The 15,223-nt window shown below is 72.3% G+C and carries 14 protein-coding genes, 1 pseudogene and 1 riboswitch; of the genes and pseudogenes, 7 read left to right on the forward strand and 8 right to left on the reverse strand.

Features of this window, described 5'->3' with window-relative positions; genetic code table 11:
• The first annotated feature begins 94 nt into the window (after nucleotides 1-94).
• Nucleotides 95-1,078 (forward strand): alpha/beta hydrolase, encoded by a 984-nt coding sequence (locus ABZ877_RS01475; RefSeq protein WP_361062390.1) that lies wholly within the window; start codon nucleotides 95-97, stop codon nucleotides 1,076-1,078.
• Here ABZ877_RS01475 and ABZ877_RS01480 read toward each other — a convergent pair.
• Nucleotides 1,065-1,799, reverse strand: a complete 735-nt coding sequence (locus ABZ877_RS01480; RefSeq protein WP_361062393.1) for a dienelactone hydrolase family protein — start codon at nucleotides 1,797-1,799, stop codon at nucleotides 1,065-1,067. The two genes, ABZ877_RS01475 and ABZ877_RS01480, sit on opposite strands and share 14 nt — an antisense overlap.
• 126 nt (nucleotides 1,800-1,925) lie before the next feature.
• Between ABZ877_RS01480 and ABZ877_RS01485 the strand changes: the two genes are divergently transcribed.
• Nucleotides 1,926-3,167, forward strand: coding sequence for a cytochrome P450 (locus ABZ877_RS01485; RefSeq protein WP_361062395.1), 1,242 nt, complete (start codon nucleotides 1,926-1,928; stop codon nucleotides 3,165-3,167).
• Here ABZ877_RS01485 and ABZ877_RS01490 read toward each other — a convergent pair.
• The 5 genes from ABZ877_RS01490 to ABZ877_RS01510 all read right to left on the reverse strand — a co-directional run bounded on the left by ABZ877_RS01490 (nucleotide 3,133) and on the right by ABZ877_RS01510 (nucleotide 8,858).
• Nucleotides 3,133-4,650, reverse strand: a complete 1,518-nt coding sequence (locus ABZ877_RS01490) for an alpha/beta hydrolase domain-containing protein (RefSeq protein WP_361062398.1) — start codon at nucleotides 4,648-4,650, stop codon at nucleotides 3,133-3,135. The two genes, ABZ877_RS01485 and ABZ877_RS01490, sit on opposite strands and share 35 nt — an antisense overlap.
• 106 nt (nucleotides 4,651-4,756) lie before the next feature.
• On the reverse strand, nucleotides 4,757-5,764 hold the full coding sequence (locus tag ABZ877_RS01495) for an ABC transporter substrate-binding protein (RefSeq protein ID WP_361062401.1): 1,008 nt from the start codon (nucleotides 5,762-5,764) through the stop codon (nucleotides 4,757-4,759).
• Nucleotides 5,765-5,820: 56 nt separating this feature from the next.
• Nucleotides 5,821-6,582, reverse strand: a complete 762-nt coding sequence (locus ABZ877_RS01500; protein WP_361062404.1) for an ABC transporter ATP-binding protein — start codon at nucleotides 6,580-6,582, stop codon at nucleotides 5,821-5,823.
• 54 nt (nucleotides 6,583-6,636) lie between these two features.
• Nucleotides 6,637-7,644, reverse strand: coding sequence for an iron ABC transporter permease (locus ABZ877_RS01505; RefSeq protein WP_361062883.1), 1,008 nt, complete (start codon nucleotides 7,642-7,644; stop codon nucleotides 6,637-6,639).
• 206 nt (nucleotides 7,645-7,850) lie between these two features.
• Nucleotides 7,851-7,939, reverse strand: a riboswitch (cobalamin riboswitch).
• Nucleotides 7,940-8,048: 109 nt separating this feature from the next.
• On the reverse strand, nucleotides 8,049-8,858 hold the full coding sequence (locus ABZ877_RS01510; protein ID WP_361062885.1) for an endonuclease/exonuclease/phosphatase family protein: 810 nt from the start codon (nucleotides 8,856-8,858) through the stop codon (nucleotides 8,049-8,051).
• Nucleotides 8,859-8,999: 141 nt separating this feature from the next.
• Here ABZ877_RS01510 and ABZ877_RS01515 point away from each other — a divergent pair.
• Nucleotides 9,000-9,445, forward strand: a pseudogene (locus ABZ877_RS01515) (nucleoside deaminase).
• A gap of 45 nt (nucleotides 9,446-9,490) precedes the next feature.
• On the opposite strand, the gene ABZ877_RS01520 reads toward ABZ877_RS01515, so the two are convergent.
• A complete protein-coding gene (locus ABZ877_RS01520; protein WP_361062407.1) occupies nucleotides 9,491-10,324 on the reverse strand; it encodes a PIG-L family deacetylase in 834 nt (277 codons plus the stop codon).
• A 279-nt stretch (nucleotides 10,325-10,603) separates the two neighbouring features.
• Between ABZ877_RS01520 and ABZ877_RS01525 the strand changes: the two genes are divergently transcribed.
• The 4 genes from ABZ877_RS01525 (at nucleotide 10,604) to ABZ877_RS01540 (ending at nucleotide 13,938) form a co-directional block, all read left to right on the forward strand.
• Entirely contained in the window at nucleotides 10,604-11,557 is a 954-nt protein-coding gene (locus ABZ877_RS01525; protein WP_361062410.1) for an alpha/beta hydrolase, read from the forward strand.
• On the forward strand, nucleotides 11,554-11,895 hold the full coding sequence (locus tag ABZ877_RS01530; RefSeq protein WP_361062413.1) for a hypothetical protein: 342 nt from the start codon (nucleotides 11,554-11,556) through the stop codon (nucleotides 11,893-11,895). The genes ABZ877_RS01525 and ABZ877_RS01530 overlap by 4 nt, the downstream gene beginning before the upstream one ends.
• Nucleotides 11,896-12,097: 202 nt before the next feature.
• A complete protein-coding gene (locus ABZ877_RS01535) occupies nucleotides 12,098-12,511 on the forward strand; it encodes an ankyrin repeat domain-containing protein (RefSeq protein ID WP_361062416.1) in 414 nt (137 codons plus the stop codon).
• Between the two features lie 140 nt (nucleotides 12,512-12,651).
• On the forward strand, nucleotides 12,652-13,938 hold the full coding sequence (locus tag ABZ877_RS01540; protein WP_361062419.1) for a hypothetical protein: 1,287 nt from the start codon (nucleotides 12,652-12,654) through the stop codon (nucleotides 13,936-13,938).
• A 40-nt stretch (nucleotides 13,939-13,978) separates the two neighbouring features.
• On the opposite strand, the gene ABZ877_RS01545 is transcribed toward ABZ877_RS01540, so the two are convergent.
• On the reverse strand, nucleotides 13,979-15,103 hold the full coding sequence (locus ABZ877_RS01545; RefSeq protein WP_361062888.1) for a phospholipase D-like domain-containing protein: 1,125 nt from the start codon (nucleotides 15,101-15,103) through the stop codon (nucleotides 13,979-13,981).
• Between the last annotated feature and the right edge of the window lie 120 nt (nucleotides 15,104-15,223).

Here is a 15,223-nt window from a genome sequence, read left to right on the forward strand (position 1 = left end):
TTTGCCGGTCCGGCAAGTCCCCTCGCGGAAGACGCCGAGCCCGCCGCATGATCGGCACACAGCCAGCCCCGCCGTAGTGAGCCGAGGAGAGACCATGTCGCCGCGCACGCCGTCCACCGACCTCCACCACCGCACCGTCGAGGCCCCCGCCGGACGCCTGCACCTGGTCGAGCAGGGCAGCGGACCGCTGGTGCTCCTCGTGCACGGCTTCCCCGAGTCCTGGTACTCCTGGCGGCGGCAGCTCCCGGCGCTCGCCGCCGCGGGGTACCGGGCCGTGGCGATCGACGTACGCGGCTACGGCCGCTCCTCGAAGCCGACGGCGCCGCACGCCTACCGGATGCTCGACCTCGTGGAGGACAACGTCGCCGTGGTGCGCGCCCTCGGTGCCGACTCGGCGGTGATCGTCGGGCACGACTGGGGCGCCACCATCGCGGCGACCTCCGCGCTGCTCCACCCCGAACTCTTCCATGCGGTCGGGCTGTTGAGCGTCCCCTACGCGCCCCCGGGCGGCCCGCGCCCCACGGAGGTCTTCGGGCGGATGGGCGGGGACCAGGAGTTCTACGTCTCCTACTTCCAGGAGCCGGGCCGCGCCGAGGCGGAGATCGAGCCCGACGTACGGGGCTGGCTCGCCGGTTTCTACGCGGCACTGTCGGCCGACACCATGCCGGGCCCGGACGAGCCCGACCCGCACTTCGTGGACCGGGACGGCGGGCGGCTGCGCGACCGCTTCCCGACCGGACGGCTGCCCGCCTGGCTGAGCGAGGAAGAACTCGACGTCTACGCCGGGGAGTTCGAGCGCACCGGCCTGACCGGCGCGCTCAACCGCTACCGCTCCATGGACCGCGACTGGGAGGACCTCGCCCCCTACGCGGGCGCCCCTCTCGAACAGCCGTCCCTGTTCATCGGCGGCGCCCTCGACGCCTCCACGACCTGGATGGCCGACGCGATCGACGCCTACCCCACCACCCTGCCCGGCCTGGTCTCCTCCCACATCCTGGACGGATGCGGCCACTGGATCCAGCAGGAACGCCCCGACGAGGTCAACCGGCTCCTCACCACCTGGCTCACTTCTCTGTGAAGCTCCTGCTGAGCAGGGGCAGCAGCCGCTCCCAGTGGCGCCGCAGACCGGAGGCGTCGAAGGCGTCGGTGTCGGACATCGTGAAACCGTGGACGGTGCCGGGGTAGATCTCGGAGGTGTGCTCGACGCCCGCCGCGTCCAACGTGTGATTGAGCCCGGCGAGCGCCTCGGGTGTGAGGTCGCCCTCCGCGTGGCCGAAGTGCGCCCGGGCCTTGAGGTGGGCGAAGAGTTCGGGCCCGTCGGCGAGCACGGGGGCGTGGAACGCGGCGACGGCGGCCACCCGTTCGGCATGCGCGGCGGCGGTCCGCACCGCCAGGAGACCACCGAAGCAGTAACCCGTCACGGCGACCGGGCCCGGGGCGACCTCGGGCCGTGCGGTCAGGAAGTCCAGGTAGGCGGCGGCGTCGCGCACAGCGCGTTCACGGCTGTGCGCCGCGATCAGGGGCATGATCCGGGCCATGACGTGCGGACGGGCGTCCTCCCCGATGTGCGCGGGGAGCTCGCCGACCGGGGCCGGGCCGTGCCGGTAGAAGACATTGGGGACGAGTACGTAGTACCCGTGCCCGGCCAGCTCACCGGCCAGGTCCCGAAGAACGGGCCGGATGCCGAAGCCGTCCGGATACATCAGCACACCAGGACGACGCTCGTTCCCACTGGGACAGACAGCGAAGGCGTCGGCGTGGCCGTCGGGGATGGGGATGTGCAGGGTTTCGAAGGGCATGTTTCTCTCCGGTCATAGACCATTTCCGGTGGTGCTGGGAGCGCGTCAACTTGCGTTCGCCGCAGGTTCGTTGCGAACGGCCGGGGTGGCGGGCGCTCCCACCCGTGGAGCGCCTAGGGTGATTGCATGGACCTCGCTGACGACCTGATCACCGACCCGTACGGCACCTACGCGACGCTGCGGACCGCGTCGCCGGTGCACCGGATCAAGGGCACCGACGGGCAGCCGGCCTGGATCGTCACACGCTACGAGGACGTGCGGGCCGGGCTCGCCGATCCGCGTCTGTCGCTGGACAAGAAGAACGCGCTCCCGGGCAACTACCACGGCTCGCGCCTGCCGCCCGCGCTCGACGCCAACCTGCTGAACATGGACCCGCCCGACCACACCCGCATCCGCCGCCTGGTCGGCAAGGCGTTCACCCCGGGCCGGGTGGAGCGGCTCCGCGCACCGGTCCGGGCGCTGGCGGACCAGCTCCTCGACGCGCTCGGACAGCAGGGCAGCACGGACCTGATCGCCGCCTATGCCGCCCCGCTGCCCATCTCCGTGATCTGCGAGCTGCTCGGCGTCGCGCCCGACCGGCGCGGGGACTTCCGCGGGTGGGCGCAGGCACTGCTCGTGCCGGACCCGGACCGGCCGCAGGACGGTGCGAAGGCGGTCGGGGCCATGCTGGCCTACTTCGTCGAGCTGATCGAGCACAAGCGGCGCGAGCCGAAGGACGACCTGCTGTCCGATCTGATCGCGGTCCACGACGCGGAGGACGGCCGGCTGTCCGAGGACGAACTGCTGAGCCTCGCCTTCCTGATCCTGGTCGCCGGGTTCGAGAACACCGTGCAGCTCATCGGCAACGCAGTCCTCGCACTCCTTCGGCACCCCGACCAACTGGACGAGCTGCGTGCCGACTCGACCAGGATTCCGGCCGCCGTGGAGGAGGTGGCCCGCTACGAGGGGCCCGCCCTGCTCGCGATCCGCCGCTTCCCCACGGAGGACATGGAGATCGGCGGCGTGCCGGTGAAGGCGGGCGAGACCGTACTGCTGTCATTGGCGGCCGCCGACCGTGACCCCGACCGGTTCCCCGACCCCGACCGCCTGGACCTCGCACGCGACACGGCCGGACACCTCGCTCTCGGGCACGGCATCCACTACTGCCTCGGCGCCCCGCTGGCCCGCGCCGAGACGGAGATCGCGCTCCGCGCCCTGCTCGAACGCTTTCCCCGGCTCGAACTCGACGCGGACACCGAGGACCCCGCCCCGTGGCGCCGCTCGCTGCGGGCGCGCGGCCTGGACCGGCTGATGGTGCGCTACGACGCCGCCTCCGCGTCGGACGTCGATCGGGTCAGCCGCCGATGTCCGAGTCCTGAGCGGCGGTGACGATCGCCGTCGCGTCCTCGGGCAGCAGGTACCCGGCGTCGACCGACTCCTGCGCGGCCGCGCGGACCTTGGACACGTACGCGTCGTGCGTCGGGTAGAGGCGGCCGAGGATCGGTTCGGGTGTGGCCGGGAAGCGCGGGTCGGACGGGTCGCCGTCGTCGTGCCGGTCCCAGGGGTCGGCGTCGCCGTTCCACGGGTCGCGGGCCCCGTACAGGCCGCAGAAGGGGCCGCTGTCCGTCGTGTCGCGCGCACCGGTGAGCGTACGGGTGGGCACGGTGACGTCGGGGAGCCGGACCCCGCCGGAGGCCAGGCCGGTCGCCGGGTCGCGCAGGACGGTGCTCACGTACGGGGCGCTCGGCGGCCGTTGGCCGCCGCGCGCCCAGGCGGTCAGGTGGCGCAGCGCCGCGTTCATCGACCAGTGGCCGGGCCCGTCGTTGAAGGGGGCCGAACCGGGGGCGCAGTCGGCTGACGGCGCCGCCGCGCCCGCGGACTTCTGAACGGTCGGTTCGCCGAGGTCGTAGGCCCACTGGTCACCGTGGGCGGTGCCGGCCAGCTCCCAGTGCACGACGCTGTCGGTGTCGGGCTGCCGTGCGACCGCGGCGCCGGGCACGTCGGTCTCGGTGAGCACGACGAACGTCGGTTCCGACAGGTCCGTCCTGATCCTCGACGGGTTCGGCATCAGCAGGGTGTCGGCGAGCGCGCCGCTGATCGGCGCGGCGATCGCACTGTTGCTGTGCACCATGAAGCCGTCGTAGACGTCGGCCACCGGATGGACGGCGTTGACGTACGTCGTCATGAAGCCCGCCGACTGGGACTCACCGTCGGCGAGCAGGGTGTCGGCCTTGAGCCCGCCGAGCGGATCGGGGCCGTCCGGGGCGCGCAGCGCCTGCCCCGCCTGGGAGAAGATGTCGTAGGCGAAGGCGTCGCCGGGGTGGACGAGGCTGCCGTAGCGGGCCGGGTCCCAGCCCTTCAGGCCCTTGATCTGGCCGAGGCCGCCGTTGACGCCGACGGCCTGCGCGGAGACGCCGACCCAGGCGTAGCCCTTGCGCAGCAGTTCGTCGCGCTGGAACCAGTAGTCGGGGGAGAGGTCGAGCTGGCCGCTGACGTTGAGCCACTCCACGACCACCGTGCCGTTGAACTTGGCCGGGTCGGTGGGTCGGCGGACGAGGAGCCGGCTCTTGTAGGCGGCGGTGCCGGACGGGCGGACCTTCCAGCGACCGTCCGAGCCCCACAGTCCGGACTTGGCGTACGAGGTGGCCGTGCCGGACAGGAAGTACTCCTGCTCCGTGTAGCCGAAGGAGCCGAGGTCCTCGGCGGCAGCGAGGAACGGGAAGCCGTGGCTGCCTTCGGGCGGGAGCGTGACGGCCGGGCCCGCGGCCTCGGCCGACGCGGCGGCGGGGGTGGAGAGGAGGGCGCCGCAGAGCAGCGCCCCCAACGCGGTGGCGGTGACGGACCGCCGGGACGACCGGGCGAGTATGCGCACGAGGTGCCTCCGTGGATGCGGGTCCCCAAGGGGCTGCGACCGCAGTGTCGGGGGCGCTGTGGCGCGTCGGCATCGGCGATTCCACCGGTGTCCCGGGCGGCGCGGGTCAGGAACCGTCGGTGTCCGCGCGCAGGTGTGCGCCGAGCCGTTCGACGGCCGAGGGGTTGCGTGGGCTCTCGACGAGGTCGGCGTAGTCCAGGGTGTGGATCCTCTTGTGCTTGATCGCGGAGACGTTCCGCAGCGGCGGGTAGGAGAGCAGGAACTTCCTCTTCTGTTCGGCGCTCGTCGAGCCGTAGTCGTTGATGAGGATGACGTCGGGGTTCCGCTTCACGACGGTCTCCCAGCCCACCGTCGTCCATGAGTCCTTCAGGTCGTGCATGAGGTTGACGCCGCCCGCCTCGCTGATGATCTGCTCCGGCGCGGCGTAGCGGCCCGAGGTGAACGGCTGGTCCTGGCCGCTGTCGTAGAGGAAGACCGAGGGCCGGTCCGCGCCCTTCGGTGCCTTCGCCCGTACGGCGGCGACCCTCGCCCTGTACTCCTTCACGAGCTTCCGCGCGCGCTTCTCGACGCCGAAGATCCGGCCCAGGTTGTCGAGGTCCGTGTAGAGCGCGTCGAGCGGCGGCATGATGCCGCGCGAGGTGCCGCTGACGGCGTTGCGGCAGGACTCCGTGAGCAGATACGTGTCGACACCTGCCGTGTGCAGCTCGTCGGGTGTCAGCGTGTTCTCGTTGAACCCGTAGTTCCAGCCCGCGAAGACGAGGTCGGCGCGGGCGTCGAGGACGATCTCCTTGGTGACACGGTCCTTGCTGAGCCACTTCACCTTGTCGTACGCGTCCTTGTACGGGAGGTCGTCCGTGGCGCCCTTGTCGGCGGGCATGACGTACCCGGCCATACGGTCCTCCAGGCCGAGGGCGAACATCAGCTCGGTGATGCCGACGTCGTTGGTCACCACCCGCTCGGGCCGCTTGTCGTAGGTGACCTTCTTGCCGCAGTTGGTGACGGTCACCGCCTGCGAGGTGCTGCTCTTCGACTCGGAGGCGACGTCCGCGCCGCAGGCGGTCAGGGTGAGGGCGGCGGCGAGGCCGAGCGAGGCGGTGGACACGGACTTGCGCACGGGGGCCTTCCAAGGGGGTGAGGGGTTCACGGGGGCAGGAGTTCACGCGGTCAGGGTCATGGGGCCAGCGGATCGAAGAGGAACTGGGTGGTGCCGGTCTCCGGGTGGCGGACCCGGTGCGCCCGTACGCCGAACACGTCGGCGAGCAGCGCGGGGGAGAGGACCTCGTCCGGCGGGCCCGAGGCGACGACCCGGCCGCCGTGCAGGACGTGCAGCAGATCGCAGTGGGCGGCGGCCAGATTGAGGTCGTGCAGGGCCGCCAGGACGGTTGGGCCGCTCTTGCGGACCCGGCGCAACACGTCGAGCTGGTGGGCGATGTCGAGGTGGTTCGTCGGCTCGTCCAGGACGAGGACGCGCGGCTCCTGGGCGAGCGCGCGGGCGATCAGCACACGTTGCTTCTCGCCGCCGGACAGCGACAGGAAGCCACGTGTCGCGAGGTGTGCCACCCCGGCCTCCTCCAGGGCGCTCCGGCAGATGTCCCGGTCGCGGGCGGCGGTGCGGTCGCGGTGCGGCAGCCGGCCCATCGCGACGACCTCGGCGACCGTGAAGTCGAAGTCCGCGGCGGACTCCTGCGGCAGCGCGGCGAGCAGCCGCGCCGCCGCCCGGGGCGCCATGCGGTGCACGTCCTCGCTGTCGACCCGCACGAACCCGGAGTCGGGCCGCCGCGCCCGGTAGACGCAGCGCAACAGGGTCGACTTGCCGCTGCCGTTGGGCCCGACGAGCCCCACGAAGGTGCCGGCCGGCACGTCGAGGGTGACCTCGTCGACGAGCCGGGCGCCCGCCACCTCCACCGACACACCTTCGACGTCGAGCTGCACGTGTGTTCCTCCTGCGTCACATCGGATTCGGTACGGGATTCCGCGCGGGCCGGCTCAGCGCCCGGCGAGCGCGTGGCCGCCGCGCCGCATGAGCAGCAGGAACGCGGGTACGCCGAGGGCGGCCGTCACCACGCCCACGGGCAGTTCCGTCGGCGCCAGCACCACCCGGGACAACACATCGGCCCACACGAGCAGCACGGCCCCGGCGAGCGGCGCGACGGCGAGGACGCGGGTGTGCGAGGCGCCGACGAGCATGCGCACCAGGTGCGGCACCATCAGGCCGACGAAGCCGATCGCCCCGCTCACGGCGACCACCGTGCCCGTCACCGCGGCGGTCACGACGAAGAGTTCGCGCCGCAGCCGGTCGGGCGGCACGCCGAGCGCGGCCGACGTCTCGTCGCCCATCGCGAGGGCATCCAGCGAGCCCGCCCGCACCCTCAGCCACACCCAGCCCGCCAGTACGGTGACGGCGACCAGCGGCACCTTCGGCCAGGTCGCTCCGCCCAGGCTGCCGAGCAGCCACATCATCGCCGCGCGCGCCGCCTCGCCCCGCTCCGCGCCGAAGACCATGACGGTCGTGACGGCCTGGAATCCGTAGGCGAGAGCCGTGCCGGTGAGGACGAGGCGCAGCGGGCTCAGTCCGAGGGGCGAGCGCGCCACCGCGTAGACGAGGAGAGTCGCGGCGAGCGCGGACAGGAAGGCGGAGAAGGAGAGCGCCCAGACGCCGAGCCCCGCGAGCGCGCCGAACAGGATGACGGCGTTGGCGCCGACGGCGGCGCCCGAGGAGATGCCGAGCACGAACGGGTCGGCGAGCGCGTTGCGCACCAGCGCCTGCACCGCGACGCCGACCGCCGCGAGACCCGCGCCGACCACGGCCGCGAGCACGACGCGCGGGAAGCGGATCTCCCACACGATGGTGTAGGCCCCCGCGTCCTCACTGCCGAGGCTCGCGCCGCTGAGCCCCGCCCACATGAGCCGCACGACCTCCCGCGCGCCCATGCCGGTCGCGCCGAGCGCGACCCCGCACGCCAGCGAGGCGACCAGTACGAGCGCGAGCCCGATGACCAGCGGGACGGTGGGTAGGTGTGTCCGGCCTGTGTGCGGGGCACCCGCGGGGGCTGGGACAGCGGCGGTGCGGAGCAAAGCGGGCGCACATCCTCCGGGTTGGCGCCATGGGCACCACGCGCAGGGCACCTGAAACCGGGAGGGCTTCGGCGGTCCCTGCTCGCAGTCCACGGCGAGCGGTCGACGGGTCGCACACCTGCCATGGGTGATCGGACTCGCGCGGCCCGCACCCCGAAGGGAACAGGCCCCGCACACCGTTGCGGGACAGCGCCGGACTCACACCGGCTTCCCCCACGGAAGGCAGCCGAAGCGTAGCAAGCGAAGTCAGGGGTGGGGGAGGCGGGCGGTACTTACCGATGCCCTGCGTGCCGGACCGAGGCGAGTCCGCCTCGGCGATCGGCTCACCACGCGGGGTCGATGTCCGCGTGGAGAGGATGGTGGTCCGAGTACAGGCTCGGGCGGACCTGGTGGGTGAGCGGAGCCATTCCCCGGAGGAAGACGTAGTCGAACTTGCTCTGCCAGTCCGTGGTCGGCTCGCACGCGCCGCCGTCCGGGTACGGGCGGCACGCCGGGTCGGCGTCCTTCGCCAGCTTCCACATCGGGGCCAACTCGGCGGCGTCCGGCACGGCGTTGAAGTCGCCCAGGACGATCGCGTGCTCGTGGCGGGCGACCGCGGCGGCGAGCACCCGGGCCTGGCCCGCGCGGACCTCCGGCTGCATGCGCTCGGCGAAGTGCGTGTTGAAGACGCGGACGGACCGGCCGCCCACCTTCGTCGTGACGGCCATGTACCCGCGGTCCTCGGTCCCGCCGTCGGGGTACTCCACGTTCACGCGGTCGGTCATCGGCGCCGCGGACAGGATGGCCTGACCGTACGCGCCGCCGTGCCACGGCAGACCTCCGCAGCGGTGCCAGTTGCGCAGGACCGACCCGTACTCGATCTCGTAGACGAGGCCGTAGAACGCCTCCAGGTAGTCCCGGATCTTCTCGGCGTCCCGGACACACGTCTCCTGCAACCCGAACACCTGCGGCGCATACGTGGCGATCTCCGCCGCCCGGCCCATGTTCTGCCCGCTCCCGCAGGGGTTGCAGATGTTCCATGTCAGGACCCGGTTCGGCACGATGCCCGGGGCGGCGTCGGCGGGCAGCGGCTTGGCGATGAGCGCGCCGCTCGGCGCGCTCGGACCGATCAGCACGATGCAGAGGGCGGCCATGGCGATCGCGAACAGACGCGTGCCCCGTCCGAGCACCGTCGCCTCCCCTCACCTGTGGGCATGTGGTTCTCGTAGGTTCTCGTAGCACGAAGACTAGGCGACGAGGTGTCTCCAGCACACGTACGGGTCGAGCCGTCGCCGGTGGACGAGAGCGAGTGGACACACCTGCGCCGCTGCGTGGAGCTGGCCGCCGAGGCGCTGGACGCCGGGGACGAACCGTTCGGCTCCGTGCTCGTGGACGGCACGGGCACGGTCCGCGCAGAGGACCGCAACCGGGTCGCGGGCGGTGACTCCACCCGCCACCCCGAGTTCGAGCCGGCCCGGTGGGCGGCCGCGCACCTGTCCGTGGAGGAGCGGCGCGCGGCCACCGTCTACACCTCCGGCGAGCACTGCCCGATGTGCGCGGCGGCCCACGCATGGGTCGGCCTCGGCCGCATCGTCTACGGGGCCGCCCGGAGGCACCGGTGCGCGCCCTGCCCATCAAGGAGGTCGCGCCGCACGTGACCGTGGAGGGCCCGGTCGACGAACTCGTACCGGGCGTCAAGGAGTTGCACCGCCGCCTGGCCGAGCGGTCGGCACGCGGCTGACGGCCACGGCCCCGCGAGGCCCGGGCGCGGGCCGGATCAGGCCGTTCAGCGCAGACCGGCGAACAGGTCGTTCTCGGGGATAGGCGTGTTGGTGGGGTCCTGGACGCGGAGGAACGTCTCCATGCCCATCAGCTCGGCGAACCTCTCCTTGCCCATCTTGAGGAAGAAGATGTTCTCGCCCTGGCTGGCGTGCGCGGCGAGGGCGTCGAACTTCTGGCCGCTGAACGCGGTGGTGTCCACCCAGGTCGTGATCTCGTCGTCCGGCAGGCCGATCTCCACCGTCGCGGCCCCCTCCTCGGGGTCCGGCTCCGGTACGTCCTCGCCGAACTCGCGCATGATCTCGCCGAACCGCTCCATGCCCGAGCGCGGCACCGTCGTCCAGTACACCTTCGGCGTCAGCTCGGTCATCTCCAGCGCCGCCATGGTGATGCGGTGGGCCTGGATGTGGTCGGGGTGACCGTAGAAGCCGTTCTCGTCGTAGGTGACGACGACATCGGGGCGGTAGTGCCGCATGAGCGCGGCGAGCCGGGCGGCGGCCTCGTCCACGGGGGTCCGCCAGAAGGAGCCGGGGGCGTCGTTGGTGGCCCACCCCATCATCCCGGAATCGGCGTAGCCGAGCATCTCCAGATCGCTGATTTTCAGTACGTCACAGCTCGCCTCGAGCTCCCGGCGGCGCATCGCGGCGACGGCCGCGGGATCGTGGCCGGGCTCGCCCGGCTTCACCCCTCCCGGCCCGTCCCCGCAAGCGCCGTCGGTACAGGTCACGAGGACCGTGCGGACGCCCTCCGCCGCGTACCGCGCCAGGACGCCGCCGGTACCGGTGGCCTCGTCGTCGGGGTGGGCGTGCACAGCCATGAGCGTCAACGGCCGGTCAGTCATGGAACAGTCCTCCTGCGGACATACGTCGTACGGTACGAGGGAGCGGCGGACGTACCGCGTTGCCGCTCCCTCAGGCCGTGCAACATAGCGGAGCGTCCGCGCTGTTCCCGGCCGGTGCGGGCCGCGCGCCGCGGGCGGGAGACGGCCACCGGCCCACGGTGCCTTCCCGGCCGTATCCGCGTAGCGTCGTACACGGCATGTCACGAATCCGCGCCAGGTTCTGTCCCGTGAGTGGGGGACCTCCCCGGATCCGTTCATTCGTCCTTCAAGGAGTGTGCCGTGAACGACGACATCGTTCTGGAGCCCGCCGCACAGGAGTTCGCCGCCGCCACCGCCAAGCCACCACTGCTGCACGAGCGCGGGGTGGAGGGCGCCCGCAAGCTGCTCGACGACGTGCAGTCCGCGCCGGTCGAGAAGCCGGACGTGGACGAGAAGTGGATCACCGTCCCGGCCGAGGCCGGGGACGTACGCGTACGCATCGTCAAGCCCGTCGGCACCACCGGCGTCCTGCCGGTCGTCCTCTACGTGCACGGAGGCGGCTGGATCCTCGGCAACGCGGGGACCCACGACCGCCTGGTGCGCGAGCTGGCCGTGGGCGCCCGGGCGGCGCTGGTCTTCGTCGAGTACGACCGCTCCCCGGAGGCGAAGTACCCGGTCGCCGTCGAGCAGGCGTACGCCACCGCGCGGTGGATCACCTCCAAGGGCGGTGACGAGGGCCTGGACAGCACCCGGCTCGCCGTCGCCGGTGACTCGGTCGGCGGCAACATGAGCGCCGCCCTCACCCTCCTCGCCAAGCAGCGCGGTGACGTGACCTTCCTGCACCAGTCGCTCTACTACCCCGTCACCGACGCGGGGCAGGACACCGCCAGCTACCGGACGTTCGCCCACGGCCCGCACCTGACCGCGAAGGCCATGGAGTGGTTCTGGGACGCCTACACCACCGACCCGGCCCAGCGGAACGAGATCACGGCCTCGCCGCTGCGGGCGACCCTGGAGGACCTGCGGGGGCTGCCGCCCGCGTTCGTCGCCGTCGACGAGAACGACGTCCTGCGCGACGAGGGCGAGGCGTACGCCCGCAAACTGACCCGGGCCGGCGTCCCCACCACCAGCGTCCGCTACAACGCCACCCTGCACGACTTCATGATGCTGAACCCCGTGCGCGGCACCCGGGCGACGACGGCCGCCGTCGCCCAGGCCGTCCACGTCCTGCGCGACGCGCTGGGCACCGCGTGAACACCGGCGAACAGGCCGCTCGCGGCCTGGCCGACATCGAGGCGTACCTCTTCCGCGAGGCCCGCCTCAGCGCGGCCCGCCGCCGCGTCGCCGCCTTCATCGCGAGCACGGAGGGGCTGACGTACGAGCAGCGGCGGGACATCGAGGAGTGGTACCTGGAGGAGCAGATATACGTCGCCCGCATGGTGACCGAGCACATCGCGGAAACCGTGAACGCGGCGGAGGCGGCACACCACGCCCGCTTCACCCGCTGGCTGCGCGGCACCCTGTTCGCCATGGCGGTGACAGTGGCGCTGACCTTCGCGTGCACGGCGGTCGTCGTGGGCTCCCTGACCTGATACGAGCGGCTGCCGCCGGAGTGCCGGGTACCGTGCCGGCCCCAAGGCCGCCATGGCGGGCGGTCGGCCTTGCCACGCCGGGTGAGTGGCCGTGTCGCGGCTACGGCCCTTCGCCGGATCGCGGACGTTTCGTCCTGCACGCGACCCGTTCGGCAAGGTGCGCTGGTCGTTCCCGCCGGAGGCGTCCGCTACCGTCCGTTCCATGAAGCAGCGCAAGCGGAAGAAGCTCACCCGGCGGCTCTTTGACGCCATTTGGGCCGGGGACGTGGCCGATGTCCGGGCGGCGCTGCGGGCCGGTGCGGGGCCTGGGTGGCGGAACAGCGAAGGCACCACCGTCCTCTACGCGGCGGCCGTGCACGGGGCGGCGGAGATCGTCCGGCTTCTTCTGGTGGCGGGCGCGGACCCCGACGCCGAGAGCCGGGGGCTCGGCGCGGAGGGCACGCCGTTGTGCGCCGCCGCCTGCTGGGGTCACACCGAGGCGGTACGCGAACTCCTCGCCCACGGCGCCGATCCGACTCTCCGGGAGGACCACGGCACCGGCTGGTCGCCGCTGCGGTGGGCGGAGCACGGCCCGCACCCCGACACGGTCGCGCTCCTCACCGCGGCGGGCGCGTGACGAGGTCGGTTACCTCACAGAAAAAACACAGCCCGCGAGAGCAACTGCCCGCATCCGCACCGGTTTGTCCCTCGCCGCCCGCGTCCGGCGCCGCCGAAAACAACGGGCCCGCACTTGCCCAAGATCGTACGATCCTGCCCGTGAACATACGCCGCACCCTCGCCCTCGCCGTGGCCACCGCCGCCGTCGTCCCCGCCTTCTGCCTGACCGCCGCCCCGGCGTTCGCCGCCGCGCCCACGGCGGCCGACGAGACGGCCCGGCCCACCTACGACGAACTGAAGAAGGCCGCCGAGGACGCGGACGCGGCGTACGAGAAGGCGGCCACCGACAAGGCGGCGGGCAAGGACAAGCTGGAGGCGCTGTTCAAGGCCCTGGACAGCGACGACACGCACCCGCTGCGCGCCGCCTACCTCGCCGCCGACAAGGCGTACACCACCGCCAAGGACGAGCGGAAGAAGGCGGACGACGCCGTCACCGCCGCCGAGAAGAAGCTGGCGGAGGCGGACGAGGCCGACAAGCCCGCCGCGCAGGCGGACCTGGAGGCCGCGCGCACCGCCGCCGTCAAGGCCGCCGACGCCGAGAAGACCGCGAAGGCCGCTCTGACCGAGGCCGCCGACGCGATGGACGACGCACGCGTCGCGGCGCTGCGGGAGTACAACGGGCTCACCAACGCGGAGAAGAAGGCCGCCGAGGACAAGAAGAACGCGCACGCCGCGCTCGACGCCGCGGGCGCGTGCGTACGCACCGACGACCTCACCGTCCTCGCCAAGGGCCTCCCGCAGAAGGTCGTCGCCGGGACGACGACCGACTACTCGGTGACCGTCGCCAACCGCACCGACCGCACCCTGACGGTCCGGCCGCTGATGATGTTCCGCCTCGACGCCACCAACGACCGCCAGCACTTCATGACGGTCAAGTGGTCGCGCGACGACGCGCCCTGGCAGGAGCTCGACCAGCGGGAGGAGCACCCGACCACGATCGAGTCGATGAAGCCCGGCTCCTCGACCGTCCTGCACCTGCGTCTCACCCTCGCCGACAACACCCCGGCCATGAAGGCGTGGGGGCTCCTCGCGGGCGACGCCGGGGACGCGTACAACCCGTGCGTGCTCGGCCCGATGAAGCGCTACGACTTCTCCGTCCTGACCGCCGGGAGCGAGACGCCCGCCCCTGGCGACGCCGAGCCCGGCAAGGTCCCGGACAAGGACCGGCCGAAGCCCGCGGACACCCCCGACCCCAGCACTCCGACGCCTTCCCCGCAGGGCAGCACCGCTGCCGAGCCCGTACAGGGCGCGGCGGGCGGTCAGGGCGGCAACCTGGCCGCCACCGGTTCGTCCGACATGGTGCCGGCCGCGGCCGTCGCCGTCGGTGCGGTGGCACTCGGCGCGGGCGCCCTGGTCGTGGCCCGGCGCCGGCGCGCCCAGGGCTGATCCGCGCGGCGGGCGGGCGCTCGCGCCCGCCCCGGGCCGCTCAGAGGAAGTGCTGCACCGCGCGCGTGGCGACCTCGGCGGCGCGGAACGACAGCGGGCGCTTCGCCCAGCGGCCCGGGTCCACCTTCACGCTGTCGGCGACGTCCTTCTCGTAGTCCGCGTCGAGGGCGGCGGTGAACTCCGGGTCGAGGACGGCGAGCATCACTTCCTCGTCGTGGTCGAGGGAGCGCCGGTTGAGGTTGGCCGAGCCGATGAGCGACGCGGTGCCGTCCACCGTGGCGATCTTGCAGTGCAGCATGGTCCGCTGATACTCGCGCACGCTCACCCCGCACTCGAGCAGCTTGTGGTAGTGGTGGCGCCCGGCGATCCGGCTGATCTGCTTGTCCGTGTACGGGCCCGGCACCAGGAGCTCGACCTCGACACCACGGCGCGCGGCGCCGCACAGCAGCTCGACGAAGTGGTCGTCGGGCGAGAAGTAGGCGGTGGCCAGGCGCAGCCGGTGCTCCGCCGACTCGATCGTCACCCGCAGCAGCGTCTGGATGTCCTGCCAGCCGATGCTCGCCGAGCCGCGCACCACCTGCACGACGGCGTCGCCCTTCGGCTCGTGCTCGATGAAACGGTCGCGCTCGTCGAAGAGTTCGTCATGGCACTCCGCCCAGTTCTGGGCGAAGGCGGCGCAGATCCCGTCGACGGCCGGACCCTCCACCTTGACGTGCGTGTCACGCCACTCGTGCGGCCCGCGGGCGTCCCCGCACCACTCCTCCGCGATGCCGACGCCGCCGGTGAACGCGGTCACCTCGTCGACGACCAGCACCTTGCGGTGGCAGCGGTGGTTCTGCTTGAACGGGGACAGCAGTAGCGGCTTGCGGAACCAGGCGACGTGGACCCCCGCCTCGTCCATCAGATCCAGCAGGTCCCGCTCGATGGTGCGGCTGCCGAACGCGTCCAGCAGCAGCCGTACGCGCACACCGGCGCGGGCCCGCTCGGCGAGGACGTGGGCGAACTCCCGCGCTATGTCGCCCTTCCAGTAGACGAACGTCATCATGTCGACGGTGTGCCGTGCCTCGCGGATCGCCCGCAGCATGGCGGGGAAGATCTCGTCGCCGTTGCGCAGGGGCGTCAGCTTGTTCCCCTCGGTGGCCGCCACGCCGATGAGGCGCTCCATACGACGTCGCAGCCGCTGCGTGGCATCGGGCCCGGATCTTCCGGACGTCGGTTCGGCGGCGGTGGCCTCGGTGCTGACAGACATGCGTTTCTCCAGGTCGGAGCCGACGGTGGCGCGCAT

This window comes from Streptomyces sp. NPDC046939, from assembly GCF_040644575.1.
Taxonomy (GTDB): Bacteria; Actinomycetota; Actinomycetes; order Streptomycetales; family Streptomycetaceae; genus Streptomyces.

What these genes read in the sequence shown, in the direction of transcription:
- ABZ877_RS01480 (WP_361062393.1), bottom strand. Translation starts at nt 1,799, where the DNA reads ATGCCCTTCGAAACCCTGCACATCCCCATCCCCGACGGCCACGCCGAC.
- ABZ877_RS01475 (WP_361062390.1), top strand. Translation starts at nt 95, where the DNA reads ATGTCGCCGCGCACGCCGTCCACCGACCTCCACCACCGCACCGTCGAG.
- ABZ877_RS01485 (WP_361062395.1), top strand. Translation starts at nt 1,926, where the DNA reads ATGGACCTCGCTGACGACCTGATCACCGACCCGTACGGCACCTACGCG.
- ABZ877_RS01520 (WP_361062407.1), bottom strand. Translation starts at nt 10,324, where the DNA reads ATGACTGACCGGCCGTTGACGCTCATGGCTGTGCACGCCCACCCCGAC.
- ABZ877_RS01545 (WP_361062888.1), bottom strand. Translation starts at nt 15,103, where the DNA reads ATGGAGCGCCTCATCGGCGTGGCGGCCACCGAGGGGAACAAGCTGACG.
- ABZ877_RS01535 (WP_361062416.1), top strand. Translation starts at nt 12,098, where the DNA reads ATGAAGCAGCGCAAGCGGAAGAAGCTCACCCGGCGGCTCTTTGACGCC.
- ABZ877_RS01510 (WP_361062885.1), bottom strand. Translation starts at nt 8,858, where the DNA reads ATGGCCGCCCTCTGCATCGTGCTGATCGGTCCGAGCGCGCCGAGCGGC.